Source organism: Streptomyces sp. NPDC059866 (genome assembly GCF_042731325.1).
Lineage (GTDB): Bacteria > Actinomycetota > Actinomycetes > Streptomycetales > Streptomycetaceae > Streptomyces > Streptomyces flavusporus.
Genome location: NZ_JBHWJT010000002.1, coordinates 59,252 through 84,222, shown reverse-complemented (window position 1 = coordinate 84,222; position 24,971 = coordinate 59,252). Strand labels below are relative to the sequence as shown.

The 24,971-nt window shown below is 72.0% G+C and carries 19 protein-coding genes and 1 pseudogene; 9 read left to right on the top strand and 11 right to left on the bottom strand.

Annotation, left to right across the window (positions count from 1 at the left end; all coding sequences use genetic code 11):
• The first annotated feature begins 1 nt into the window (after position 1).
• The 5 genes from ACFV7R_RS02625 to ACFV7R_RS02605 all read left to right on the top strand — a co-directional run bounded on the left by ACFV7R_RS02625 (position 2) and on the right by ACFV7R_RS02605 (position 7,919).
• Entirely contained in the window at positions 2 to 958 is a 957-nt protein-coding gene (locus tag ACFV7R_RS02625) for a carbohydrate ABC transporter permease (protein ID WP_385259040.1), read from the top strand.
• Entirely contained in the window at positions 955 to 1,818 is an 864-nt protein-coding gene (locus ACFV7R_RS02620) for a carbohydrate ABC transporter permease (protein WP_385259037.1), read from the top strand. Before ACFV7R_RS02625 ends, ACFV7R_RS02620 begins: the two co-directional genes overlap by 4 nt.
• Positions 1,819 to 1,850: 32 nt before the next feature.
• Positions 1,851 to 3,425: a glycoside hydrolase family 13 protein gene (locus ACFV7R_RS02615; protein ID WP_385259035.1), complete on the top strand. Its 1,575-nt coding sequence runs from the start codon at positions 1,851 to 1,853 to the stop codon at positions 3,423 to 3,425.
• A gap of 48 nt (positions 3,426 to 3,473) precedes the next feature.
• A complete protein-coding gene (locus tag ACFV7R_RS02610) occupies positions 3,474 to 5,639 on the top strand; it encodes a discoidin domain-containing protein (RefSeq protein ID WP_385259032.1) in 2,166 nt (721 codons plus the stop codon).
• 228 nt (positions 5,640 to 5,867) lie between these two features.
• Entirely contained in the window at positions 5,868 to 7,919 is a 2,052-nt protein-coding gene (locus ACFV7R_RS02605; protein ID WP_385259030.1) for a phosphocholine-specific phospholipase C, read from the top strand.
• A gap of 9 nt (positions 7,920 to 7,928) precedes the next feature.
• Here the strand turns inward: ACFV7R_RS02605 and ACFV7R_RS02600 are convergent, their stop codons facing one another.
• Positions 7,929 to 9,014, bottom strand: a complete 1,086-nt coding sequence (locus ACFV7R_RS02600; RefSeq protein WP_385259028.1) for a hypothetical protein — start codon at positions 9,012 to 9,014, stop codon at positions 7,929 to 7,931.
• A complete protein-coding gene (locus ACFV7R_RS02595) occupies positions 9,011 to 9,808 on the bottom strand; it encodes a phosphatase PAP2 family protein (RefSeq protein WP_385259027.1) in 798 nt (265 codons plus the stop codon). Before ACFV7R_RS02595 ends, ACFV7R_RS02600 begins: the two co-directional genes overlap by 4 nt.
• A 191-nt stretch (positions 9,809 to 9,999) precedes the next feature.
• Here ACFV7R_RS02595 and ACFV7R_RS02590 point away from each other — a divergent pair, with 191 nt between their 5' ends.
• On the top strand, positions 10,000 to 10,614 hold the full coding sequence (locus ACFV7R_RS02590; RefSeq protein ID WP_385259025.1) for a TetR/AcrR family transcriptional regulator: 615 nt from the start codon (positions 10,000 to 10,002) through the stop codon (positions 10,612 to 10,614).
• Positions 10,615 to 10,773: 159 nt separating this feature from the next.
• On the opposite strand, the gene ACFV7R_RS02585 is transcribed toward ACFV7R_RS02590, so the two are convergent.
• The 3 genes from ACFV7R_RS02585 to ACFV7R_RS02575 form a co-directional block, all read right to left on the bottom strand.
• Entirely contained in the window at positions 10,774 to 11,763 is a 990-nt protein-coding gene (locus tag ACFV7R_RS02585) for a DUF2510 domain-containing protein (protein WP_385259023.1), read from the bottom strand.
• Positions 11,764 to 11,839: 76 nt separating this feature from the next.
• A complete protein-coding gene (locus tag ACFV7R_RS02580; protein ID WP_385259021.1) occupies positions 11,840 to 12,997 on the bottom strand; it encodes an anhydro-N-acetylmuramic acid kinase in 1,158 nt (385 codons plus the stop codon).
• Positions 12,998 to 13,001: 4 nt separating this feature from the next.
• Positions 13,002 to 14,291 (bottom strand): MFS transporter, encoded by a 1,290-nt coding sequence (locus ACFV7R_RS02575; protein ID WP_385259020.1) that lies wholly within the window; start codon positions 14,289 to 14,291, stop codon positions 13,002 to 13,004.
• A gap of 189 nt (positions 14,292 to 14,480) precedes the next feature.
• Between ACFV7R_RS02575 and ACFV7R_RS02570 the strand changes: the two genes are divergently transcribed.
• Positions 14,481 to 17,159: an ATP-binding protein gene (locus ACFV7R_RS02570; protein WP_385259019.1), complete on the top strand. Its 2,679-nt coding sequence runs from the start codon at positions 14,481 to 14,483 to the stop codon at positions 17,157 to 17,159.
• Positions 17,160 to 17,219: 60 nt separating this feature from the next.
• Here the strand turns inward: ACFV7R_RS02570 and pcaD are convergent.
• The 4 genes and pseudogenes from pcaD to pcaH all read right to left on the bottom strand — a co-directional run.
• Positions 17,220 to 18,029: pseudogene (gene pcaD / locus ACFV7R_RS02565) on the bottom strand (3-oxoadipate enol-lactonase); the annotation flags it as partial.
• A complete protein-coding gene (gene pcaB, locus ACFV7R_RS02560) occupies positions 18,026 to 19,384 on the bottom strand; it encodes a 3-carboxy-cis,cis-muconate cycloisomerase (RefSeq protein WP_385259017.1) in 1,359 nt (452 codons plus the stop codon). The gene pcaB and the pseudogene pcaD, both read right to left, overlap by 4 nt.
• On the bottom strand, positions 19,381 to 19,986 hold the full coding sequence (gene pcaG, locus ACFV7R_RS02555; protein WP_385259014.1) for a protocatechuate 3,4-dioxygenase subunit alpha: 606 nt from the start codon (positions 19,984 to 19,986) through the stop codon (positions 19,381 to 19,383). The genes pcaB and pcaG overlap by 4 nt, the downstream gene beginning before the upstream one ends.
• Before the next feature lie 6 nt (positions 19,987 to 19,992).
• Positions 19,993 to 20,766, bottom strand: coding sequence for a protocatechuate 3,4-dioxygenase subunit beta (gene pcaH / locus ACFV7R_RS02550; RefSeq protein WP_385259011.1), 774 nt, complete (start codon positions 20,764 to 20,766; stop codon positions 19,993 to 19,995).
• A gap of 239 nt (positions 20,767 to 21,005) precedes the next feature.
• Between pcaH and ACFV7R_RS02545 the strand changes: the two genes are divergently transcribed.
• Complete coding sequence (locus tag ACFV7R_RS02545) at positions 21,006 to 21,470, top strand: MarR family winged helix-turn-helix transcriptional regulator (RefSeq protein ID WP_385259008.1); 465 nt, start codon at positions 21,006 to 21,008, stop codon at positions 21,468 to 21,470.
• On the opposite strand, the gene ACFV7R_RS02540 is transcribed toward ACFV7R_RS02545, so the two are convergent.
• The gene (locus tag ACFV7R_RS02540) at positions 21,471 to 22,463 is read right to left on the bottom strand and encodes a DUF3048 domain-containing protein (RefSeq protein WP_385259725.1); all 993 of its coding nucleotides are present in this window, start codon (positions 22,461 to 22,463) and stop codon (positions 21,471 to 21,473) included.
• A 232-nt stretch (positions 22,464 to 22,695) separates the two neighbouring features.
• On the opposite strand from ACFV7R_RS02540, the gene ACFV7R_RS02535 reads away from it, so the two are divergent.
• Positions 22,696 to 23,886 (top strand): zinc-dependent alcohol dehydrogenase, encoded by a 1,191-nt coding sequence (locus ACFV7R_RS02535; protein ID WP_385259006.1) that lies wholly within the window; start codon positions 22,696 to 22,698, stop codon positions 23,884 to 23,886.
• Positions 23,887 to 23,903: 17 nt separating this feature from the next.
• Here the strand turns inward: ACFV7R_RS02535 and ACFV7R_RS02530 are convergent, their stop codons facing one another.
• Positions 23,904 to 24,971 (bottom strand): ATP-dependent DNA ligase, encoded by a 1,068-nt coding sequence (locus tag ACFV7R_RS02530; protein WP_385259722.1) that lies wholly within the window; start codon positions 24,969 to 24,971, stop codon positions 23,904 to 23,906.

The following is a 24,971-nucleotide window of genomic DNA, read 5'->3' as shown; positions in this document are numbered from 1 at the left end:
CATGACGAAGACGGCTCAGCGGCGGACCGTCGAGAAGGCCGCGGTCCGCCCGGTCCAGGCGCCGCTCCCGGCAGGGGAGCGGGGGCGGCGCCGCCTGGCCGATCAGACCCGCGCGTACGCCTTCCTGCTCGGCGGGCTCGTCTGCTTCGCCCTCTTCTCCTGGTACCCGGCGATCCGCGCGGTGGTGATCGCCTTCCAGAAGTACACGCCGGGTGCACCGGCCGAATGGGTCGGCACCGACAACTTCACCCGCGTCTTCGACGACCCGGAGTTCACGGCCGCCTGGCGCAACACCTTCACCTTCACCCTGCTCGCCCTGCTGATCGGCTTCGCGATCCCCTTCGTACTGGCCCTCGTCCTCAACGAACTCCGGCATGCGAGGGCGTTCTTCAGGGTCGTGGTCTATCTGCCGGTGATGATCCCGCCGGTGGTCAGCGCCCTGCTGTGGAAGTGGTTCTACGACCCCGGGACCGGCCTCGCCAACGAGGTGCTGCGCCTGGTCGGCCTGCCCACCTCGAACTGGTCCAACGGCGCCGACACCGCCCTGGTCTCCCTCGTCATCGTCGCCACCTGGGCCAACATGGGCGGCACCGTCCTGATCTACCTGGCCGCCCTCCAGTCCGTCCCCGGCGAGCTGTACGAGGCGGCCGAACTGGACGGCGCGAACCTGCTGCAGCGCATCCGGCACGTGACGATCCCGCAGACCAGGTTCGTCATCCTGATGCTGATGCTCCTTCAGATCATCGCCACGATGCAGGTCTTCACCGAACCGTTCGTCATCACCGGCGGCGGCCCGGAGAACGCGACGGTCACCGTCCTGTACCTGATCTACAAGTACGCCTTCCTCTACAACGACTTCGGCGGCGCCTGCGCGCTCAGCGTCCTGCTCCTGCTGTTCCTCGGCGCCTTCTCCGCCGTGTACCTGCGGCTCACCCGCTCCGAAGGGGAGGACGCATGAGCAGCACCCGCACCCTCGTCTCCCCGGCGGCCCTGGCCCGCCCCCGCGGCCGAGCCGTCTACTGGACCGTCTTCACCGGCGTCGTCATGCTCTTCGTCCTCGCCTTCCTCTTCCCGGTCTACTGGATGGTGACCGGCGCGATGAAGTCACCGGACGAGGTGGCGCGCACCCCGCCCACCCTGGTGCCCGAGCAGTGGCACCTCACCGGCTACACCGACGCCTGGGACCTGATGCAGCTGCCGACCCACCTGTGGAACACGGTCGTCCAGGCGGCCGGCGCCTGGCTGTTCCAGCTGGTGTTCTGCACGGCCGCCGCCTACGCCCTGTCGAAACTCAGGCCCCTCTTCGGCAAGGTGATCCTCGGCGGCATCCTCGCCACGCTCATGGTCCCGGCCCAGGCCCTGGTCGTACCGAAGTACCTGACGGTCGCCGACCTGGGCTTGCTCAACGACCCCCTCGCCATCTGGCTGCCGGCCGTCGCCAACGCATTCAACCTCTATCTGCTCAAGCGGTTCTTCGACCAGATCCCGCGCGATGTGCTGGAGGCCGCCGAGATCGACGGCGCCGGAAAGCTGCGCATCCTGTGGTCGATCGTGCTGCCCATGTCACGGCCGGTGCTCGGCGTCGTGTCGATCTTCGCGCTGGTCGCCGTCTGGCAGGACTTCCTGTGGCCGCTGATGGTCTTCTCCGACACCGGCAAGCAGCCCATCAGCGTGGCGCTGGTGCAGCTGTCGCAGAACATCCAGCTGACCGTGCTCATCGCCGCGATGGTCATCGCCAGCATCCCGATGGTCGCCATGTTCCTGATCTTCCAGCGGCACATCATCGCCGGAATCAGCGCGGGCAGCACGAAGGGCTGACACCGCACCCCTCACACGGAAAGGCAGGCACAGTGGGACAGCCCACGCATGCCCTCACGCAGGCCGACTGGTGGCGCTCCGCCGTCATCTACCAGGTGTACGTCCGCAGCTTCGCGGACGGCGACGGCGACGGCACCGGTGACCTCGCGGGCGTCCGCGCCCGGCTGCCGTACCTCGCCGAACTGGGCGTGGACGCCCTGTGGTTCAACCCCTGGTATCCCTCGCCGATGAAGGACGGCGGCTACGACGTCGCCGACTACCGGGCCGTCGACCCGGCCTTCGGCACCCTCGCCGAGGCGGAGAAACTCATCGCCGAGGCCCGCGAGCTGGGCATCCGCACGATCGTCGACATCGTGCCGAACCATGTCTCGGACCAGCACCCGTGGTTCCAGGCGGCGCTCGAGGGCGGCCCGGAACGGGAACTGTTCCACTTTCGCGCCGGGCGCGGTGAACTGCCGCCGAACGACTGGCGGTCCCAGTTCGGCGGACCCGCCTGGACCCGGCTTCCCGACGGGGACTGGTACCTCCATCTGTTCGCCCCCGAGCAGCCCGACCTGAACTGGGCGCACCCGGCCGTCCGTCAGGAGCACGAGGACATCCTGCGCTTCTGGTTCGAGCGTGGGGTCGCCGGCGTCCGTATCGACTCGGCCGCCCTCCTCGTCAAGGACTCCCGTCTCCCGGACTTCGTCGAGGGCCGCGACCCGCACCCCTACGTCGACCGCGACGAACTCCACGACATCTACCGTTCCTGGCGGCGGATCGCCGACGAGCACGGCGGCATCTTCGTCGGCGAGGTCTGGCTCCCCGACACCGAACGCTTCACCCGCTATCTGCGCCCCGACGAACTCCACACCGCCTTCAACTTCTCCTTCCTCTCCTGCCCCTGGGACCCCGGCCGCCTCCGTACGTCGATCGACGAGACGCTCGCCGAGCACGCCCCGGTGGGCGCGCCCGCCACCTGGGTACTGTGCAACCACGACGTGACCCGCACCGTCACCCGGTACGGCCGCGCGGACACCGCCTTCGCCTTCGCCACCAAGGCCTTCGGCACCCCCACCGACCTCGAACTCGGCACCCGCCGCGCCCGCGCCGCCGCCCTGCTCTCCCTGGCCCTGCCCGGCGCGGTCTACGTCTACCAGGGCGAAGAGCTCGGCCTCCCGGAGGCGGACATCCCGCGCGACCGCATCGAGGACCCGATGCACTTCCGCTCCGGCGGCACCGACCCGGGCCGCGACGGCTGCCGGGTGCCGCTGCCGTGGGCTGCCGAGGCCCCCCACGCGGGATTCGGCGGGGAGCCCTGGCTGCCGCAGCCCGCCGACTGGCCCGCGTACGCCGCCGGCCGTCAGGAGCAGGATCCGGCCTCGATGCTCAGCCTCTACCGCCGGGCGATCCGTCTCCGCCCGGTCTTCGGCGACGGCCCCCTCACCTGGCTGCCCGCACCGGAGGGCGTCCTCGCGTTCAGCCGCGCGGACGGCGCGACGTGCGTGGTGAACCTCGCCGACCCGCCCGCCGACCTGCCCGCGCACACAGAACTCCTGCTCGGCAGCGGCCCGTTGGACGACCAGGGCCGACTGCCGAAGGACACCGCGGTGTGGCTGCGTTCCTGACACCGCGACGCGCTATCCCGAACACCCCCACCACGAAGGGATCAGCACATGCACAGGCACAGCCTCAGATCGCCGGCCATCGGTGTCACCGTCGCCCTGGCCGCCGGCATGCTCGTCGCCCTCGGCGCACCCACCGCCCACGCCGCCGCGGGCGCCACCCTGCCCTTCACCTCCGTCGAGGCCGAGTCCGCCACCACCACCGGCGCGAAGATCGGCCCCGACCACACCCAGGGCACCCTCGCCTCCGAGGCCTCCGGCCGCCAGGCGGTCCGCCTCAGCGCCGGCCAGCGCGTCGAGTTCACCGTGCCCCGCGCGGCCAACGCCGTGAACGTCGCCTACAGCGTCCCCGACGGCCAGTCCGGCACGCTGAACGTCTACGTCAACGGCACCAAGCTGGCGAAGACCATCGCCGTCACCTCCAAGTACTCGTATGTCGACACACCTTGGATCCCGGGCGCGAAGACCCACCACTTCTACGACAACGCCCGGCTGCTGCTCGGCCAGAACGTGCAGGCGGGTGACAAGGTGGCCGTCGAGGCGACCGGCACGCAGGTCACCGTCGACGTCGCCGACTTCGAGCAGGCGGCCGGGCCCGCCGATCAGCCCGCCGGATCGGTCTCCGTCGTCTTGCACGGCGCCGACCCGACCGGCCAGGGCGACTCCACCCAGGCCTTCCGCAACGCCATCGCCGCCGCACAGGGCGGTGTGGTGTGGATCCCGCCGGGCGAGTACCGGCTGACCTCGTCCCTGAACGGCGTACAGAACGTCACTCTCCAGGGAGCCGGTCACTGGCACTCCGTCGTGCGCAGCTCGCGCTTCATCGACCAGTCCAGCTCGTCCGGCAACGTGCACATCAAGAACTTCGCCGTCATCGGCGAGGTGACCGAGCGCGTCGACTCCAACCCGGACAACTTCGTCAACGGGTCGCTGGGACCGAACAGCTCGGTCTCCGGCATGTGGCTGCAGCACCTCAAGGTCGGCCTGTGGCTGATGGGCAACAACGACAACCTGGTCGTCGAGAACAACCGCTTCCTCGACATGACGGCCGACGGCCTCAACCTCAACGGCAACGCACGCGGGGTCAAGGTCCGCAACAACTTCCTGCGCAACCAGGGCGACGACGCCCTCGCCATGTGGTCGCTGTACGCGCCCGACACCAACAGCAGCTTCGAGAACAACACGATCACCCAGCCGAACCTGGCCAACGGCATCGCGATCTACGGCGGCACCGACATCACCGTCAGCAACAACCTGATCTCCGACACCAACGCCCTCGGCAGCGGTATCGCGATCTCCAACCAGAAGTTCCTCGACCCCTTCCACCCGCTGGCCGGCACGATCACGGTCGACGGCAACACGCTCGTCCGCACCGGCGCGATGAACCCCAACTGGAACCATCCGATGGGCGCGCTGCGCGTCGACTCGTACGACAGCGCCATCGAGGCGAACGTCCGTATCACCAACACGACCGTCACCGACAGCCCGTACAGCGCCTTCGAGTTCGTCTCGGGCAGCGGGCGCGGCTTCGCGGCGAAGAACATCACCGTGGACGGCGCCACCGTCCGCAACACGGGCACGGTCGTCGTCCAGGCCGAGACCCAGGGCGCCGCCACCTTCCGCAACGTCACGGCCACCGATGTCGGCGCGGCGGGTATCTACAACTGCCCCTACCCGAGCGGCTCCGGCACCTTCACGCTCACCGACGGCGGCGGCAACTCCGGCTGGAACAGCACCTGGTCGGACTGCTCGACCTGGCCCCAGCCCGACCAGGGCAACCCCGACCCCGACCCCACCCGCAATCTCGCCCAGGGCCGCCCGGCCACCGCGACCGGCCACCAGGACGTGTACACGCCCGGCAAGGCGGTCGACGGCGACGCGAACAGCTACTGGGAGTCGGCCAACAACGCCTTCCCGCAGTCCCTGACGATCGACCTCGGCTCCGCGCAGGCCGTCCGCCGACTCGTCCTCAAGCTGCCGCCGTCCCCGGCCTGGGGTGCCCGCACCCAGACCTTCTCCGTGCAGGGCAGCACCGACGGGTCGTCGTACTCCACGGTGGTCGGATCCCAGGGCCACCGCTTCGACCCGGCCACCGGCAACACGGTCACCGTCTCCCTGCCCAGCGGCACGAACCTGCGCCATCTGCGACTGCACGTGACCGCCAACACCGGCTGGCCGGCGGGCCAGTTCAGTGAGGTGGAGGCGTATCTGTCCTGACGGCTCGGTCCGCACGGACGAACAACGGGCGGCACGTGTGCTGTTTTGCCACGTGCCGCCCTGAATGGCGGAGAAACTCCCTGACGGACCCGGGCGTACCCGCGACTTTCACAACGGCGACATCAGACCCTTCCCTGACGTTTGGTGCTCTTGGAACACTCCTTGCGCGCGCATTCCGTCAACGCCCGGCCGGTAGTACCCCTTCAGGACGAGAGAGGTCCCTCAGCCATGCCCGAAGTCAACCGGCGCAGATTCCTCCAGATCGCGGGGGCCACCACCGCCTTCACCGCCCTGGCGAGCAGCATCGAGCGGGCCGCCGCACTGCCGGCCAACCACCGCAACGGGACGATCGAGGACGTCGAGCACATCGTCGTCCTGATGCAGGAGAACCGCTCCTTCGACCACTACTTCGGCAAGCTGCGCGGCGTCCGCGGCTTCGGCGACCCGCGGCCGGTGGCGCACGACAACGGCAAGTCGATCTGGCACCAGTCGGACGGCACCAAGGACATCCTGCCGTTCCACCCGGACGCCGACGACCTCGGCATGCAGTTCCTGGAGGGCCTGCCGCACGGCTGGACCGACGGCCAGCAGGCCTACAACGGGGGCAAGTACGACAAGTGGATCCCCGCCAAGGGCACCACGACCATGGCGTACCTGACCCGCGAGGACATCCCCTTCTACTACGCCCTCGCCGACTCGTTCACCATCTGCGACGCCTACCACTGCTCGTTCATCGGCTCCACCGACCCGAACCGCTACTACATGTGGACGGGCTACACGGGCAACGACGGCAAGGGCGGCGGCCCGGTCCTCGGCAACGACGAGCTCGGCTACGGCTGGACGACCTACCCCGAGCGCCTGGAGCAGGCGGGCATCTCCTGGAAGATCTACCAGGACATCGGCGACGGCCTGGACGCGGCCGGCTCCTGGGGCTGGATCGAGGACGCCTACCGGGGCAACTACGGCGACAACTCGCTGCTGTACTTCGACAAGTATCGCAACGCCCAGCCCGGCGACCCCTGGTACGACAAGGCCCGTACCGGCACCGACGTCAAGAACGGCGACGGCTACTTCGACCAGCTGAAGGCCGACGTCAAGGCCGGCAAGCTGCCGCAGATCTCCTGGATCGCCGCCCCCGAGGCCTTCACCGAGCACTCCAACTGGCCCACGAACTATGGCGCCTGGTACATCGCCCAGGTCCTGGACGCCCTCACCTCCAATCCCGAGGTCTGGGCGAAGACGGCGCTGTTCATCACCTTCGACGAGAACGACGGCTTCTTCGACCACGTGCTGCCGCCGCTCCCGCCGAAGGACGCGTCCCGGGGCAAGTCCACCGTCGACGTCTCGCTCGACCTCTACCCGGGCGACAGCAAGCGCCCGGCCGGCCCCTACGGCCTCGGCCCGCGCGTGCCGATGCTGGTCGTCTCGCCGTGGAGCAAGGGCGGTTACGTCTGCTCCGAGACCCTGGACCACACCTCGATCCTCCAGTTCATGGAGCGCCGCTTCGGCGTCAAGGAGACGAACATCTCCCCCTGGCGCCGGACCGTCTGCGGCGACCTGACCTCGGCCTTCGACTTCTCCCGCAAGGACAGCCGTCCGGCCGCCCTGCCGGAGACGGACGAGTACGAGCCGCAGGACCGCGAGCGTCACCCCGACTACAAGCCGACGCCGCCGGCCGACCCCGACATGCCCAAGCAGGAGCGCGGCCTGCGTCCCTCGCGCCCCCTGAAGTACGCCCCGTACGTCGACGGTTCGGTGGACGCGGCGGCCGGCAAGTTCACGCTGACCTTCGCCTCCGGCGCCAAGGCCGGTGCCGCCTTCCACGTCACGTCCGGCAACCGCACCGACGGGCCGTGGCAGTACACCACCGAGGCCGGCAAGAACATCTCGGACACCTGGAACTCGGCGTACTCCAAGGGCTCCTACGACCTGACCGTGCACGGCCCCAACGGCTTCGTGCGTTTCTTCAAGGGCGCGAACAAGGTGGCGGGTCCGGAGGTCACCGCCCGGCACAGGGGCGACGACATCGAGCTGACCTTCACCAACAAGGGGTCCGGCACGGTGCAGCTGAAGGTGGCCGACGGCTACCGCGGCCGGACCCGGACCGTCCGGGTGCGCGCCGGCGCGACCGTACGGCAGACCGTCGACCTGGCGGCGAGCCGGCGCTGGTACGACCTCACCGTCACCTCCGACGCCGACCCGGCCTTCGTGCGGGGCTTCGCCGGGCACGTCGAGAACGGGCGTCCTGGCGTGAGCGATCCGGCGATCGTCACGGAGTAGGCGCTGGGGTCAGAGGGGGGTGAGGTGCCCTGGGCCGGTGTGCCGGGTCCGGGGTGCCAACGCCGTGCCCAGGCCGGGTGCGAGGAGAGCGGTCACCAAGGGGTCGGGGAGGTCCGGCTGGTGCGGGGCTGCCTCGTCCCCGGCCTTCTGCCCGGCCACCCGGCCTGCTGCGCTGCCGGGCTCCTGGGTGGCGACCGGTGTTGTGGCCGGGGGGTGGGTCGCGCCCCCAGGCCGTTCAGGCACTGGGGGAGGCGCGACTGCCCGCGGCTTGACGTCCTGGTGTGCCGCTCTCGACAGCAGTACCACTCCCCGTGCCGCCAGGGCCGCGCCCGTCGCCGCGGCGAGGATGCCCGCTGGGCCGCCCCGTAGCCGTTCGCCCAGCAGGGAGAGGCCGATGAGCGCGGCGGCCACCGGGTTCGACAGGGTCACCACGGCGAGCGGGGCGCCCAGGCCTGCCCGGTAGGCGATCTGTGACAGGAGGAGTCCGCCGACCGCGAAGGCGGCGACCAGCACGGCCACCCCGATGACCTGCGCGCTGAGCAGGGGGCCGGAGTCGTCGGTCGCGGCCACCGTGACGGTCTGGGTGAGCGCCGAGCCGACGCCGGAGGCGACGCCGGACGCGGTCGCGTGCCGCAGGCCGCTCCGGCCGCCCGGCCGGGCCAGCGCGCCGACCAGCACCGCCGCCGTACCGGCCACCGCGAGCGCCTCGGGCACACTGAGCGTGTCGTCGGGCGCGGGCCCGGACGCCGTGACGAGCAGCGCGGCCAGCCCGAAGAGGGTGAACGCGGTGCCCCGCCACTCGGTCGCGCTGACCTTCCGCCCGGCCAGCCGGGCACCCATCGGTACCGCTGCGACCAGGGTGAGCGCGCCCAGCGGCTGCACCACGGTCAGCGGACCGTAGGTGAGGGCGACGATGTGCAGCAGCGCGCCGGAGGCGTTCAGCCCCACCGACAGCCACCACGCCCCGCTGCCGAGCAGCCGCAGCAGACCCGAGCCGGAGCTCCGGGCGGCCAGCCGTTCCTGGGCGACGGCGGCGGCCGCGTAGGCGACGGCGGAGAAAAGGGAAAGGACGACGGCGACCACGGTGGCGCTCATCGGCCCGCCGCCACGAGCACCGGCTCCTTGGTGGGTACGCGGTCGTCCGCGGCAGGCCGGACCGTGACGGTCGTCCGGAGCGGCGGACGGATCACCGCGAGCGCACCGCTCAGCAGCACGGCCGCCGCGATCGCGTCGAGCCAGTAGTGGTTCGCCGTCCCGACGATCACCAGCAGGGTGAGCAGCGGGTGCAGCAGCCACAGCCATCGCCACCGCGACCGGGTGGCGACGATCAGGCCGATCGCCAGCATCAGCGCCCAGCCGAAGTGCAGTGAGGGCATCGCCGCGAACTGGTTCGACAACTGGTCGGTCTCCGGAGAGCCGTACACGGACGGCCCGTACACCTGCCCCGTGTCCACGAGCCCGGCCTCCGCGAGCATCCGCGGCGGAGCGAGCGGGAACGTCAGATGCAGCACCAGCGCGGCGGCGGTGAGCGCGGCGAGCGCTCGGCGCGCCCAGACGTAGTGCCCCGGGCGCCGCACGTACAGCCAGACCAGGAAGGCTGCGGTGGCGGGGAAGTGGACCGTCGCGTAGTAGGTGTTCGCGAGGTGCACCAGGGTGTCACCGTGCAGCAGCGCGGACTGCACCGCGCCCTCCCCGGGCAGCCGGACGGCTCGTTCCAGGTCCCAGACGTGGTCCGCGTTGCGGAAGGCCTCGCCGGTGTGGCCCGTCGCCAGCAGCCGGCCCGACTTGTAGATGGCGAAGAGCCCTGCGACGAGCAGCAGCTCACGGACGATCGGCGGCCGCGCTATCGCGTCGGTCTCCGCTTCGGCAGGCTCGGTGCGGGCATTCATCCCCCGGCCCTTTCACTGACGGTGGTGCATGTGTGGTTCGGTGGTACGACGAAGTCATCGATACGATGCCGTACCGATACGCCAGTGTACCGATACGACTGAGTACCGGTACACTGGCGTATCGATAACGTGCGACACACTGGAGAGCGGGCCCCGTTGGGGCCGCCGGACGCGAGCGAGGAGACCAGCCGATGACGTCGCAGGCCGCGGACCGACCGGGGACGGTCGGCGCCTCGCGCCGCTCCAAGCTGACGCGCGAGCGTGAGCAGGAGTTCTTCGACGCCGTGCTCGAGCAGATCCGCGAGTGCGGCTACGACGCCGTCACCATGGACGGCGTCGCCGCCAGCACCCGGTGCAGCAAGTCCACGCTGTACCGGCAGTGGAAGACCAAACCCCAGTTCGTGGCGGCGGCCCTGCGCTCGAACGCCTGCCCGCGCTTCGCCGGTATCGACACCGGCTCGCTGGCCGAGGACCTGCGCCAGGCCGCGCGGGCCGCGGGCGAGAGGTCGGGCAAGGACAGCCGGCTGATGCAGGCACTCGGCCACGCCGTGGTGGAGGACCGGGAACTCCAGCAGGCGCTGCGCGAGGCGCTGGTCGAGCCGGAGATCGCCGCGATCAGGGAGATGCTGCAGCGTGGGGTGGAGCGCGGGGAAGTGCCCGCCGACCATCCGGCGCTGGAGTACGTGCCGGCGCAGATGTTCGGCGTCCTGCGCGTCCGGCCGGTCCTGGACGGCGAGGACGCCGACGGGGACTATCTGCTCCGGTTCCTCGAGGCCGCCGTGCTGCCCGCACTCGGCCTCACCTGAGACCCAGGCCGCCGTCCACGGGATGACTGGACGACCGGCCTGCCTGCGCCGCACCGTGGGGACGGGGGCGGCGCGCACCCCCCGGCCGGGTGGGGTTCCTCTTGAGCGGAGAGGCGCCCCACCCGGCCGACCGGTGTCGTGCCCCGGTGGGCGGGCGCGTCAGACGTTCTGCCCGTTGCCGCCGCCCGACGACTCCTCGATGCCCTTGGTGATCTCGTCGATGACGGACACCTTCTGGTCGGCGTCCACCCCGAACCGGACCACGACCAGCCGGCCGGAGTCGGCGGGCGAGGGGAAGGCGAGCGACTCGACGTAGCCGTCGGCGCCCTTGCTGGTGATGGCCTTCCAGCGGACCAGATAGCCCTTCTGCCCGGCCACGGTCACCGCCTTGGACGCCAGCACCTCGTGCGAGGTGATCTTGCCGTACGTGGTGCCGCCGTAGGACTCCTCGGCGTTCGCGGCGATGTCCGCCTTCGCGACCTCCTCCGGCGTGCTGCCCTCGGTGCCCAGCACCTCGGCGGGCGCCGAGTACGCGCCGCCCTTCGTGCACGTCTTCGACGTGTCGCCGGGGCACTCGTAGGCGTCGTCGGAGGTCAGCTGCGCGCCCACGCTGAAAGCCTGGCCGGTCCAGCCCTCCGGTACCGGGAGGCTGATCCCGTTGACCGCGTCGGACACCGTGCCGCCCCCCTCGACCTCCGGCGCCCGGGACTCCTCCGGCCCGGGCGACCGACCGTCGTCGAAGGGTCCGCCGCTCGGGCCGTCGGACGGACCGGCACCGTCCGGCCCCTGCTGCGAGTCGGCGCGGCTCGCGCCGCCCCCGTCGTCCTTCGTCAGCGCGTACACACCGACGCCTATGCTCGCCAGGACCACGGCGGCGACCGTGACCGCTATGCCCGTGCGCAGACCGCGCCGCGGGGCGGCGGGCGGCTGGGCGGGGTACCCCGGGTACCCGGGATATCCCGGATATCCGGGTTGCGTCGGGTACGCGTCGGCGGTGGGCGGTCCCGCCGGGGGACCCCAGGCGGCGGCCGACCCCGCGGGACGGGTCCGGTCCGTCCATGCCCTGCCGTCCCACCAGCGCTCGGTGGCGGGACCGTCACTTGTCTGCCCGGGGTCGGGATACCACCCGGGGGGAGTCTCCTGCGTCATGCCCCCACCGTATGAGGCGTCGGTGAAAGGCGGATGAGAGGGATCGCCTCCCCATGTCACACGGGCTGACCCCGGGTCATTCCAGCACCAGCCGCACCGGCCCCTTCCCGGCCGCCGCCGGCGGCAGTCGCAGCCCGTCCCGTCCCGGTGTCACCGACCCCAGCACGCTCGGATGCCGGGCACCCGTGCTCGCCGGCACCGTGCCGGGCAGACCGTGCGCCGTCAGGAACCCCAGCACCGCGAACGCGTACGCCTCCTTGGCGTCCGAGGGCAGCCCGAGCTCGTCGGAGGCGCGCACCGGCACGCCCGGCAGCTGATCGCCGAGCATGCCCATCAGCACCGGGTTCCGGGTTCCGCCACCGGACGCGATCACCTCCGTGGCCTCCACCGCGCGCACGGCGTCGGCGACCGTGCGGGCGGTGAGCTCGGTGAGCGTCGCGATCACGTCCTCGGCGGGCAGCGTTCCGACGCCGGCCAGAGCCGTGTGCAGATAACCGACGTGGAACAGCTCCTTGCCGGTCGTCTTGGGCGCGGGCAGTGCGTAGTACGGCTCCGCCAGCAGCCGGTCGAGCAGCACCGGACGGACCCGGCCGCGGGCGGCCAGGGCACCGTCCACGTCGTACGCCAGCCGCCCGCCGCTGAACCCGTGCGCCGCCGCGTCGATCAGCGCACACCCCGGCCCCGTGTCGAAGGCCGTGCCGTCGGGCGCGGTGAGGTTGGCGATCCCGCCGAGGTTCAGGGCGACCGGCGTACCCGGCCGGCCGCGCAGCCACAGCAGGTCGACCAGGCTGACCAGCGGCGCCCCCTGGCCCCCGGCGGCGATGTCCCGGGGCCGGAAGTCGGCGACCACGGGCAGCCCGGTGGCCTCGGCGATCCACGCGGGCTGTCCGAGCTGCAACGTGCCGTGCACCCGGCCCTCGTCCACCCAGTGGAAGACGGTCTGCCCGTGCGAGGCGACCAACTCGGCCCGTCCGTCGCACAGTTCACGGTCGGCCCGGGCGGCCGCCGCCGCGAAGGCCTGCCCGATCCGCGTGTCGAGCCGGCACACCTCGGCCATCGAGACGGACCCCGGCGGCAGCGCCGCCGCGAGCGCCGCCCGCAGCTCCTCGTCGTACGCCTCGCTCACCATGCCGAGCGGCTTCAGTACCAGGCTGTCACCGACGAGGCTCAGCTCGGCCGCCGCCGCGTCGATGGCGTCGTACGACGTGCCGGACATCAGCCCGATCACCCGCATCCGGTCAACTCGCTTTCCTCGTAACGCCCTTCACCGGAACCGCGGCGAGCGCCAGCACGCTCACCGCGCAGGTGGCCGCCGCGTAGTACGCGGGGATGTCCACGTTTCCGGTCCGTTCGATCGTCTCCGTGATGATGAGCCCGGCACAACCCGAGAACACGGCATTGGACAGGGCGTAGGCGAGTCCCAGGCCGGTGTAGCGCACGGTCGTCGGGAACATCTCCGACAGCATCGCCGGTCCGGGACCCGCCATCAGCCCCACGACCGCACCTGCACCGAACACCGCCGCACCCTTCACCGCGTCCGACCCGCCGGGGTCCTGAAGAAGGTTCAGCAGCGGAACCGCGAGGACCACCACGAGCAGCGCACCCGTCAGCATCACGGCCCGCCGCCCCACCCGGTCGCTGAGCAGCCCCGCCGGGACGATCGTCACCGCGAAGCCGAGATTGGCCAGCACCGTGGCGATCAGCGCCTGCTGGAAACTCGCGTCGAGCGTGCTCTGCAGGTAGGACGGCAGCACGACCAGGAACGTGTACCCGGCCGCCGCCCAGCCCATGATCCGCCCCGCACCGAGCGCGATCGCCCGCGCGACCTCACGCACGGGCGGACTCTGAGGCGCCACCTCGCGTTCGTGGCGGAAGGCCGGCGTCTCGTCCAGCCGGAGCCTGAGCCACAGCGCGCCCAGCCCCAGCGGCAGCGTCAGCAGAAACGGCAGCCGCCAGCCCCAGTCACCCAGCTGATCCTCCGTCAGCACGGTGGCCAGCAGCGCCGCGGCCCCCGCACCACCCAGCAGCCCCAGTGCCACCGTGAACGACTGCCAGGACCCGTACAGCCCCCGCCGCCCCGGCGGAGCGAACTCCGTCATCACCGCCACCGCCCCACCGAACTCCCCGCCCGCGGAGAGCCCCTGAAGCGCTCTCAGGAAGGTGAGCAGCCAGGGCGCCAGAGCACCGGCCGTCTCATACGTCGGCAGCACACCGATCAGTGTCGTCGCGCCCGTCATCAGCCCGATCACCAGGATCAGCACCGGGCGGCGGCCGATCCGGTCGCCCAGCCGCCCGAACAGCGCCGCGCCGACGGGCCGGAAGAAGAACGCCAGCGCGAACGACGCGTACGTCTTCACCAGCGCCTCGACCTCGCTGCCGCCCTCGGGGGTGAAGAAGCGCGCCGCGATGATCGTGGCGAAGTAGCCGTAGACGCCGAACTCGTACCACTCGATGAAGTTGCCCACCGATCCCGCGACCAGGGCCCGCCGGGACCGAACCGTGCCCTGATCCTGGAAAGTCGCCTTCATTCCCACGAGTATTGACGGTCGGTGACGCACAGGGGAGCCGGACACGGAACCTTCGCGTCGACCGTCCGGGCCGGCGGCACTCGGTGCCATCCGACACGGCAACAGGTCGCCCGACAGGCCACCGCTCGGGCAACGGGACGGCTACGCTCGGGCCTGTACGTCGTTCGGGCGACTTGGGGAGGTAGCGGGATGACGGAGGTAGGGCCGACGGCGGCCGCCTCGGGATCCCTGTGGGAGCGCGACCACGAAGTCGCCGCCGTCACCCGGGCGGTCGACACACTCTGCGCCGACCGCTCGTCCTCGGGCGGCCTGCTGATGTTCCGGGGGGAGGCCGGACTCGGCAAGACCGCGCTGCTCGCCCAGACCCGCCGCATCGCCGAGGAACGCGGCTGCACGGTGTGGTCGGCCCGCGGCGGCGAGACCCTCAGGTCCGTCCCCTTCAACGTCGTACGACAACTGCTCCAGCCCGCCCTCGTGTCGCTGCTGCCCGAGGAGGCCCGCGAGTACCTCGGCGACTGGTACGACATCGCCGGCCCCGCCCTCGGCATAGCGGACCCCGGCGGGCGGCAGGCCGACCCGCAGGGCGTGTGCGACGGACTCGTCGCCGCCGTGCGCCGGCTGGCCAGGCGGGAATGGCCGCTGGTGCTGCTGATCGACGACGCCCACTGGGCCGACCAGGAGACCCTGCAGTGGCTGGCCGCGTTCGCCGAGCGGCTGCACGATCTGTCCGTGCTGGTCGTGGTGGCCCGCCGGCCGGGCGAGGCCGGCGGTGAGAGCGCCCGCCACCTGGACGCGGTGGCCGCCGCCGCGAGCCGTCCCGAGACCACGCTGAGCGCCCTGACCCCGGACGCCACCGCCGGACTCACCCGCGCCACCGTCGGCGAGCACGCCGACGCCCCGTTCTGCCGCGAGGTCTGGGCCGTCACCGGCGGCAACCCCTACGAGACCGTCGAACTCCTCGCCAAGGTGCAGGACAGCGAGCTGGAGCCGACCGAGCCCTCGGCCGGCGAACTGCGCGCCCTGAACCGCTCGGCCCGCGGCGGCGGCCTGGTCGCCCGCCTGGAGGGGCTCGGCATCGACGCCACCCGGTTCGCCTGGGCGGCCGCCATCCTCGGCACCGGCATCTCCGTCGACCTGGTCGCCCAACTCGCCACCATGGGCCACGACGACGCGGTGCGCTGCGCCGAACTTCTGCGCAGCGCCCGTATCCTCACCGTCCCCGACCCGGCGAACACCCGGCCCGGCGGCGGCGACCTGGAGTTCGTCCATCCGCTGATCGCCACCGCCGTCTACAACTCCATCCCGGACGCCCTGCGCACCGCCATGCACGGCATCGCCGCCCAGATCGTCACCGACTCCGGACTCGGCGCCGCGGCCGCCTCCCGCCACCTGCTCCAGGTCCACCCGGACGACGACGCCGAACTCGTCGGCCAACTGCGCGAGGCCGCCCGCGAGCACCTCGCCGTCGGCGCCCCGGAAGCCGCCCGCCGCTGCCTCGAACGCGCCCTCGAGGAGCCGCCCCGGCCCGAGGTCCACGCGCGCGTGCTCTACGAGCTGGGCTGCGCCGGCCTGCTGACCGCGCCCGCCACCACCATCGGCCACCTGGGGGCCGCGCTCGCCATGCCCGGCCTCGACGGTCCCGCCCGCGTCGACGCCGTCTTCCGCCTCTCCCAGGCCCTGCTCCACAACGACCAGCTGGAACAGGCCGTCCGCACCGTCGAGGCCGAGGCCGCCCGGCACGAGGAGGGCCCCGCCCGGATGCGGCTGCGGGCCGTGCAGTACATGTGGGAGGGCATCTACGCGGGCGAGTCCGCCACCCCCGGCCGCTCCCAGCGCCTCGCCGAGCTGGCCCGCACCTGCACCGGCCGGGACAACTCCGAACGTGCCCTGCTCATCCTGCGCGCCTTCGACGCCATGACCCACGGCGAGAGTGCCGAGGAGGTCGTCGAGCTGTGCGACCGGGCCCTCGTCAACGGCCGGCTCGCGCCCGGCCTCGGCTGGACCGACACCCAGTGGGGCGTCGAACTGCTGATGATGCTGGGCAGTTCCTACGCCTACGCCGACCGGCTCGACCGCGCCGAGAACCTCTTCGCCGAGGCGCTGCGCACCTACACCACGGCCGGCTGGAGCGGCGGCCACCTCGCGCTGGCCAACGCCTTCCTGGGCCTCGCCTTCCGCCGCCAGGGCCGGCTGAAGGATGCCGAGACCGTGCTGCGCGAGTCACTGCGGCTGGCCGAACGGGTCGGGCGCGGACTGCCCCTGTACTGGTCGGCGACCTGCGGACTCGTCGACACCCTGCTGGCCCGCGGCCATGTCGAGGAGGCCTGGACGACGGCCGAGACGTACGGCTTCGCCCCGCCCTACCCGTCGACCATCGTGTTGCCCGACACCCGTTCCGTGCGCGGCCGGCTGCTGCTCGCCGTGGGCCGCACCGAGGACGGCGTCAACGAACTGGAGGCGGCCGAGAAGGCGGCGGCCGCTCGTGGCGGCCACAACCCGGTGCTGGCCCCCTGGACCGTCGACCTCGCTCTCGCCCTCGCCACCGAGGACCCGGCCCGCGCCGGGCGGCTCGCCGCCGACGCCCGCCGCCAGGCCGAGCGGTTCGGCACCGACACGGCCATCGGCGAGGCCCTGCGCTGCGCCGCCGCCCTGGAGACCGGCCAGCGCAAGGTACGGCTCGCCGCGCAGGCCGTCACCTATCTGGAGGCCTCGCCCTGCCAGTACGAACACGCCGCCGCCCGCATCGAGTACGGCCTCGCCGCCCGCTCCACGTCCGAGCTCAACCGGGGCCTGACGCTGGCCCGTTCGTGCGGGGCGGACGGCCTGGCGATGCAGGCGCGGCAGGGGCTGGCGGAGCTGGAGGGGTAGCGACGGCGCTGGAAGGGTGACGACGGCGCGCTCGTCACCTCAGCCCGGTGTGCCGTCCTCCTCGACGTGGGCGTCGCCGAGCACCTCCCGGCGGACCTCCATGCCGCGCCGTGCGGCTCCGTCGAAGTGCGCCCGCAGGGCGGTCAGAACCGCCTCGGGGCATTGCGCGGGTGCCAGATGCGAAGCCCCCGGGATCTCCACGAGCGCGGCTCCCGGCACGGCGTCCGCGATCTCCCGCAGATGCGCGGGCGGCGTCGCCGGATCGTCCCGCCCGGCGATCAGCAGCGTGGGCGCGGAGATCTGCGCGAGCCGGTCCCGCAGGTCGAAGGCGGCGAGCGCGTCACAGCAGGCCGCGTACGCCGCCGGGTCGGCGTCCCGGTGGTCCTGGACCAGCCGGGGCACGGTGAACCCCGGTGTGAACCAGCGGGCGGCCGCGCCCTCGGCGAGCGAGGCCAGCCCCTCGCGGCGCACCAGCGCGGCCCGCTCCTCCCACGGCTGCGCACCGTTGAAGTGGGCCGACGAGCAGATCACGGCCAGGGACGACACCCGCTCCGGGTGATGCACCGCCAGCTGCAGGCCCACCGCACCGCCCAGCGACACACCGGCGTACGCGAACCGCTCGACACCGAGCGAGTCGGCGAGCGCGAGCACCAGGTCGGCGAGGTCACCGACGGTGGCGCCGGGCCCGATCAGTTCCGCCGCCGAACCTCCGTGTCCCGGCAGGTCCCAGCGGACCACCCGGTGGGTGACGGACAGCTCGGGCGCGACCCTGTCCCACAGGGCGTGGGAGGTGCCCAGCGACGGCCCGAGCAGCAGTGGGGGAGCCGAAGCGGGGCCCTCGGCCCGGTGGTTGAGGAGTTTCCCGGTCAACGTCGCTCCAGAGAAAGGTCGGTGAGGGCGCCGGCGGAGCCGGTGTAGTGGGTGGGGTCGGTGAGCTCGCGCAGGTCGATGCCCTTCAACTCCGGTTCTTCGGCGAGGAGTTCGGTGAGCGGGCGCCCTTCGGTGGACATGCGTCCGGCGAGCCGCGTGAGCAGCTCCTTCGCTCGGGCCCGCCCCAGCAGCGGAGCCAGTTCGGCGGACAGCCGCTCCGAGACGATCAGTCCGTGCGTGAGGTCCAGATGCTCCCGCATGACGTCCGGGTGGACCCGCAGCCCCTCGGCCAGTTCGGCGGCGTCGCGTGCGGCCCCGCCGGTCAGTCGCAGCAGATCCCGCAGCGGCTCCCACTCCGCGTGCCAGGCCCCGGCCGGCCGCTCGTCCTCGGCGGCCGGCGCCCCGTAGAGCGTGGCCGCGAGCTGCGGTGCGCGCCGCGCTGCGGCGGCGATCAGGGTGGACCGTACGGGATTGGCCTTGTGCGGCATCGCCGACGAACCCCCGCCACCGCCCTCCGTGACCTCGGCGATCTCGGTGCGGGACAGGGTGAGCACATCCACGGCGATCTTGCCGAGCGCCCCGGCCGTGAAGGCCAGACATCCGGCGAGGTCGGCGATCGGCGTGCGCAGCGTGTGCCAGGGCAGGACCGGTGGCCGCAGGCCGAGTTCATGGGCGTACGCCGCCGGCAGGGCGGTCGGCTCGCTCACTCCGTACGCGCCGAACGCCGCCAACGTCCCGGCCGCCCCGCCGAGTTGAGCGGGCAGCCCGTCCCGTACGGCCGCCACCCGGTCCCGTGCGTCCAGTACCAGCGACCGCCAGCCGGCCGCCTTCAGCCCGAACGTCGTCGGGACGGCGTGCTGGGTGAGGGTGCGTCCGGGCATCACGGTGTCGCGGTGCTCGGCGGCCAGCCGGGCCAGCGCCCGCTCCACGCGGGCGAGATCGGCCAGGACGAGGTCCAGGGCGCGCGTCGCGACCAGCATCGTCGCCGTGTCCATGATGTCCTGGCTGGTCGCACCCCGATGGACATACGGCCCGTACTCCGCACCGACCGCCTTCGTCAGGTCGGCGACCAGCGGGATGACCGGGTTGCCGCCCCCGCGGGCGCGCTCCGCCAGTGACCGTACGTCGAAGCGGTCGGCGTGGGCCGCCTCGGTCACGGCCGTGGCGGCCCCGGCCGGGGCCAGTCCCAGCGAGGCCTGTGCGCGGGTCAGGGCGGCCTCCGCGTCGAGCAGCGCCTGGAGGTAGGCGGTGTCGCTCGTCGCGGACGCGGCAGGGGAGCCTGCCCACCCGGGGGCGAGCAGGCCGGGTTCGGGAACGGCTGGGGGCACCTCCCGCCCGAAGGGCGGGGGAGTCACCGGAACTCCAGGAAGACCGTCTCGCCTTCGCCCTGAAGGCGGATGTCGAAACGGTGGGTGCCGTCGCCGTCCGCGCGGGCGATCAGCGTGTCGCGACGCGCCTCGGCCAGCTGGGACAGCAGCGGGTCCGCGGCGAGCGCGGCCTCGTCGCCCGGCAGGTAGATCCGGGTGAACAGGTGAACGAGCAGCCCGCGCGCGAAGACGCACACGCTGAGGTACGGGGCGTTCCGGCCGCGCGCGCCCGGGCGCAGCGTGCGCGCGTACCAGTGGCCGTTGACGTCGGTCTGAATGCGGCCCCAGCCGGTGAACTCCACCCCGTTGCGGCCCAGGAAGCCGCCGCCGGCCGGGTCGCGCCGCATCGACCCGTCGACCTGCGGCAGGTTGCCGTCCGGGTCGGGACCCCACAGCTCCACGAACGCGTCCGGCAGCGGCTTGCCCTCGCCGTCGAGCACGTAACCCTGCAGGGTGATGGTGTCCGGGTGGCCGACCGGGGCGATGTCGCCGCCGCCGGGGAAGGGCAGGGCGTGGCCGTAGAAGGGGCCCACCGTGTGCGACGGAGTGGGGAGCACGGTCTCCGGGCGGCTCGTGTCGATCTTCGCCATGGCAGGTCAGCGCCCTTCCTCGAGCCAGGTGGCGTGCGGCCCGTCGAGCACGATGTCCCAGTGGTAGCCCATCGAGAACTCCGGGACCGACAGGCTGTGGTCGTACGTCGCGACCAGCCGCTGCCGGGCCGCGTCGTCCGTCACCGACTGGATGATCGGGTCGTACGGGAACAGCGGGTCGTTCGGGAAGTACATCTGCGTCACGAGCCGCTGGGTGAACGCCGTACCGAACAGCGAGAAGTGGATGTGGGCCGGCCGCCAGGCGTTGAGGTGCTGGCGCCACGGGTAAGGGCCCGGCTGGACGGTGGTGAACGTGTAGCAGCCGCTGTCGTCGGTCAGCGTGCGGCCGACACCCGTGAAGTTGGGGTCCAGCGGGGCGTCGTGCTGCTCGCGCTGGTGGGCGTACCGGCCCGCGGAGTTGGCCTGCCAGATCTCGATCAGCTGGCCCCGGATCGGGCGACCGCCCCGGTCCAGCAGCCGGCCGGAGACGGTGATGCGCTCGCCGATCGGCTCGCCGGTGTGCTGCCGCGTCAGGTCGTTGTCGATCTCGGTGATGTCCCGCTCGCCGAAGGCGGGGGAGGCCAGCTCCACCAGCTCCGGATCCCTGGCCACGTCTATCGCGACCAACGGCTGCTTGGGGTGCCGCAGCAGCGAGGAGCGGTACGGGGCGTAGTCGCGGCGCGGATGGTGCTCGACGGGACCGCCGTCGGCGACCCGCTTCTCGTACGCGGCGTGCTCGGCCGCGATCTCCTGGTCGATGTCGTGCTGGGTGAGAGCCATGAGGTTCCTACTGTTCGAGCTTCGCAGCGGTCCTGACGGTGATCGACAAGCCTCATCTCTTCCGATCTCATTGTTCAGGGCACTGAGCAATTAAGTGAACTTTCCTTCACGCTGTCACTCGTATTCGTCGACGTCAACACCTGAGGCGCCGTTCCGTTCGATGACCGGCCTGCTGAAGACAGGCGCACCGTAGCGCGATATCGTCAGTACACTGATCGAATCGACCACGGGGAGCGGACATGGCCGCGGTGGACCTCGCCAACCACCCCGGGCACCTGGCCCGGCGGCTGCAGCAGGCGCACCACCTGCTGTGGAACACGATGGTCTCCGAGGAGATCACCTCGCCGCAGTTCGCCGTCCTCAACGCCCTCGTCGACGAGCCGGGCCTGGACCAGCGCACGGTGGGGGAGCGGGTGGGGCTCGACCGGTCCACCATCGCCGAGGTGATCAGCCGGCTCGGCCGCCGGGGGCTGCTGGACAAGGTCCGCGACCCGCAGGACGGCCGCCGCTTCCTGCTGCGCCTGACCGAGGACGGCCTGCGCACCCATCGCAAGCTGTCGGTGCGCACGGCCCGGATGAACCAGGTCTTCCTGGCTCCGCTGTCCGCCGCCGAGCAGAGCCAGTTCCTCGATCTCCTCCGCCGGGTCTCGGACGCGGCCGAGGAGCTCCGCAACCCCGTGGAACCCCTCGTCGCCCAGCCCTGATCAGGCCTTCGCCAGCACCACCCACACCTGGCCCGTGGCGAAGTTCACCGGCGCGCCCCGCTCGGTCGTGAACCGGGTGTCGTCGTCGGCCGACGCGCGCTTCCAGTGCACGTCGTACGCCCTCCCGTCCCGCAGCACCGTCGCCTTCCCCGAGCCGACGCTCTCGGTGTACGGCGTGTTGTTGCCCCGGGAGTCGAAGTACTCGGACGGGCGCAGCCGCACGTACTGCACGACGACCGTCGCGGGAGCCACCCGCGCGCCGTCGGTCGTCACCATGGCCGTCCCGTCCATCGCGACCAGATAGCGGTCGTGGTCCTCGGACCAGGTGAAGGTGAAGCGGGCCGCCGGGTAGCGCACCGTCCGGGTCGTCTCCGCCGTGCCGCCGGCCGGCGGGGCGCCGTAGGTGAAGCCGGGGGCGAGGGCGTCCGGACCCGGAGCCGAGGGCAGCAGTCGCAGCGGGCGCAGATACAGGTTGTGCGGGGCGGGCCTTTCCCTGGCGCGGTAGTAGGCGCCGGGCGTGCGGTCGGGCGGCTCGGCGCGCAGCGGCGCCCGGTCGATCAGCGGCAGCAGCTTGCGCTGTGCGCCGGAGAAGGCGAGCGTGGGCCGGTCGAACTGGCGCAGCAGTTCCAGATCGCTCTCGCGGGCGCTGCGCACCGGCCCGACGGTCTCCGGCAGCCTGGTCGCGTACACCGCCATCAGCCGGCTCAGCCCGCCCTCGACCTGCTCGACGTACACGATGTCCGCTTCGCCCAGGCCGGTGTGCGGCCGCGCCCTGCGCGCGTTGTCGATCTTCACGGCGAGCACCGAACCGACATCGCCGATGTCACTGTCCTCCGGGCTCGGCACCGGCTCCGGCTCCGGCGCGGGCGGCGGCCGGTCGTCGGGCGGCGGTCCGCCGCCGTTCGTGCAGCCTGCTGTCAGGACGGCCGTCATCGCCGCGGCCAGCAGCACCGCCGTCCTGGCGGCACGCCGCACCCGCGCCCTGCGTTCCATGCCCACCGTCGCCACCCACCCACTCCCGCGTCCCTGATTGTGCGCTTATCGGTTCATCGCTCGCCATACCTGAGCAGATCCGGTCACTCGACGGGGCGAGATGCGCCAACGGCTCGCGGTGAGTACTCCGATCGGCCCAGGCGGGGCCGCGCGGTTCGACACGGGCGGCCCGGGTACCCGGGCGGCACCGCAGGACGGGCAACCGTGGAGGCGACGGAGGGAGCGCGGGGCGATGAGGGCTGTGACATGGCAGGGCAAGCGGGACGTCCGGGTGGAGAACGTGCCCGATCCGCGGATCGAGGAGCCGACCGACGCCGTCATACGTATCACCTCGACCGGGCTGTGCGGCTCCGACCTGCATCTGTACGAGGTGCTCACACCGTTCATGACGCCGGGTGACATCCTCGGCCACGAGCCCATGGGCATCGTCGAGGAGGTCGGGCCCGGCGTACCGGACCTGGCGGCGGGCGACCGGGTCGTCGTGCCGTTCCAGATCGCCTGCGGCAGTTGCTGGATGTGCCTCAACTCGCTGCCCACCCAGTGCGAGACCACCCAGGTGTCCGGCGAGGGCATGGGCGCCGCCCTGTTCGGCTACACCCGTCTGTACGGTGCGGTACCGGGCGGCCAGGCCGAGTACCTGCGGGTCCCGCAGGCCCAGTACGGCCCGATCAAGGTGCCGGAAGGCCCGCCCGACGACCGGTTCGTCTACCTCTCCGACGTCCTGCCCACCGCCTGGCAGGCGGTCTCCTACGCGGACCTGGCCCAGGGCGGCAGCGTCGCGGTGCTCGGGCTCGGCCCGATCGGGGACATGGTCTGCCGGGTCGCCCAGGTCCGGGGCGCCGGGCGGGTGTTCGGGGTGGACCTGGTCGGCGACCGGCTGCGGCGGGCGCGGGCGCACGGCGTGGAGACGTTCGACCTCAGGGTCTTCGACAGCGAGAAGGAGCTCGTCGCCGCGATCCGTGACCAGACCGACGGCCGCGGCCCCGACGCCGTGATCGACGCGGTCGGCACCGAGGCGCACGGCAGCCTGGCGGCCCGGCTCGCCCAGCAGGCCTCCACGATGCTGCCCCGGAAACTGAGCGGCCCGCTCGCCGAACGCTTCAGCGTCGACCGGCTCGCCGCCCTGCACACCGCCATCGAGCTGGTGCGCCGCGGCGGCACCCTGTCCCTCGTCGGCGTGTACGGCGGCACCGCCGACCCGCTGCCGATGCTCACCATGTTCGACAAGCAGCTCCAGATCCGGATGGGCCAGGCCAACGTACGCCGCTGGAGCGACGAGATCCTGCCCTATCTGACCGACGAGGACCCGCTCGGCGTCGACGACTTCGCCACCCACCGGCTGCCGCTCGACGAGGCGCCGCAGGCGTACGACATGTTCCAGCACAAGCGGGACGGTGCCGTGAAGGTGCTGATGCGGCCCTGACTCAGGCCTGGGGCGGCTCAGGCCTGGGGCGCGAAGATCTCCGCGAGGTCGTAGCGCACCGGCTCCTCCAGCTGGGCGTAGGTGCAGCTCTCCGGCGTCCGGTCCGGGCGCCAGCGGCGGAAGCGGGCCGTGTGCCGGAAACGCTCCCCGTTCTCCATGTGGTCGTACGCCACCTCGCACACCCGCTCCGGCCTGAGCGGCACCCAGGACAGGTCCTTCTTGCCCGACCAGCGGCTCGGCGCGCCCGGCAGCCGCGCCGCCTCGTGCGCCTCCTCCTCGGCCCAGGCCGCCCACGGATGCCCCGAGACGTCCATGCGCAGCGGCTCCAGCTCCTCCGCCAGTTCGGCGCGCCGCTCCATGGAGAACGCGGCGGACACGCCCACGTGCTGGAGCGTGCCTTGGTCGTCGTACAGGCCGAGCAGCAGGGAGCCGACGACCGGGCCGCTCTTGTGCAGGCGGTACCCGGCGACGACGACGTCCGCCGTGCGCTCGTGCTTGACCTTGTACATGGCCCGCTCGTCCTGGAGATAGTGCAGCGTGAGCGGCTTGGCGATCACTCCGTCCAGGCCCGCCCCCTCGTACTGCTGGAACCACTGCCGCGCCACCTCGATGTCGGTGGTCGCCGGCGTCACGTGCACCGGGGCCCGCACCCCCGACAGCGCCATGACCAGCAGCGCACGCCGGTTGCTCAGCGGCGCCTCGAGGAGCGACTCGTCGGCCAGCGCCAGCAGGTCGAAGGCGACGAAGGAGGCCGGTGTCCTCTCCGCCAGCATCCGCACCCGGGAGTCGGCCGGGTGGATGCGCTCGGTGAGTGCGTCGAAGTCGAGCCGCCCCTCCCGTGCGATCACGATCTCCCCGTCCAGCACACAGCGCTCCGGCAGCCGCTCCTTCAACGCCGCCACCAGCTCCGGGAAATACCTGGTCAACGGCTTGGTGGTACGGCTGACGAGCTCCACCTCGTCCCCGTCGCGGAACACGATCGCCCGGAAGCCGTCCCACTTCGCCTCGTAGTGCATGCCCTCGGGGATCTTCGCCACGGACTTGGCGAGCATCGGCTTGACGGGCGGCATCACCGGCAGCTCCAT

What these genes read in the sequence shown, in the direction of transcription:
- ACFV7R_RS02625 (WP_385259040.1), top strand. Translation starts at nt 2, where the DNA reads ATGACGAAGACGGCTCAGCGGCGGACCGTCGAGAAGGCCGCGGTCCGC.
- ACFV7R_RS02620 (WP_385259037.1), top strand. Translation starts at nt 955, where the DNA reads ATGAGCAGCACCCGCACCCTCGTCTCCCCGGCGGCCCTGGCCCGCCCC.
- ACFV7R_RS02610 (WP_385259032.1), top strand. Translation starts at nt 3,474, where the DNA reads ATGCACAGGCACAGCCTCAGATCGCCGGCCATCGGTGTCACCGTCGCC.
- ACFV7R_RS02605 (WP_385259030.1), top strand. Translation starts at nt 5,868, where the DNA reads ATGCCCGAAGTCAACCGGCGCAGATTCCTCCAGATCGCGGGGGCCACC.
- ACFV7R_RS02600 (WP_385259028.1), bottom strand. Translation starts at nt 9,014, where the DNA reads ATGAGCGCCACCGTGGTCGCCGTCGTCCTTTCCCTTTTCTCCGCCGTC.
- ACFV7R_RS02595 (WP_385259027.1), bottom strand. Translation starts at nt 9,808, where the DNA reads ATGAATGCCCGCACCGAGCCTGCCGAAGCGGAGACCGACGCGATAGCG.
- ACFV7R_RS02590 (WP_385259025.1), top strand. Translation starts at nt 10,000, where the DNA reads ATGACGTCGCAGGCCGCGGACCGACCGGGGACGGTCGGCGCCTCGCGC.
- ACFV7R_RS02585 (WP_385259023.1), bottom strand. Translation starts at nt 11,763, where the DNA reads ATGACGCAGGAGACTCCCCCCGGGTGGTATCCCGACCCCGGGCAGACA.
- ACFV7R_RS02580 (WP_385259021.1), bottom strand. Translation starts at nt 12,997, where the DNA reads ATGCGGGTGATCGGGCTGATGTCCGGCACGTCGTACGACGCCATCGAC.
- ACFV7R_RS02575 (WP_385259020.1), bottom strand. Translation starts at nt 14,291, where the DNA reads ATGAAGGCGACTTTCCAGGATCAGGGCACGGTTCGGTCCCGGCGGGCC.
- ACFV7R_RS02570 (WP_385259019.1), top strand. Translation starts at nt 14,481, where the DNA reads ATGACGGAGGTAGGGCCGACGGCGGCCGCCTCGGGATCCCTGTGGGAG.
- pcaG (WP_385259014.1), bottom strand. Translation starts at nt 19,986, where the DNA reads ATGGCGAAGATCGACACGAGCCGCCCGGAGACCGTGCTCCCCACTCCG.
- pcaH (WP_385259011.1), bottom strand. Translation starts at nt 20,766, where the DNA reads ATGGCTCTCACCCAGCACGACATCGACCAGGAGATCGCGGCCGAGCAC.
- ACFV7R_RS02545 (WP_385259008.1), top strand. Translation starts at nt 21,006, where the DNA reads ATGGCCGCGGTGGACCTCGCCAACCACCCCGGGCACCTGGCCCGGCGG.
- ACFV7R_RS02540 (WP_385259725.1), bottom strand. Translation starts at nt 22,463, where the DNA reads ATGGAACGCAGGGCGCGGGTGCGGCGTGCCGCCAGGACGGCGGTGCTG.
- ACFV7R_RS02535 (WP_385259006.1), top strand. Translation starts at nt 22,696, where the DNA reads ATGAGGGCTGTGACATGGCAGGGCAAGCGGGACGTCCGGGTGGAGAAC.
- ACFV7R_RS02530 (WP_385259722.1), bottom strand. Translation starts at nt 24,971, where the DNA reads ATGGAGCTGCCGGTGATGCCGCCCGTCAAGCCGATGCTCGCCAAGTCC.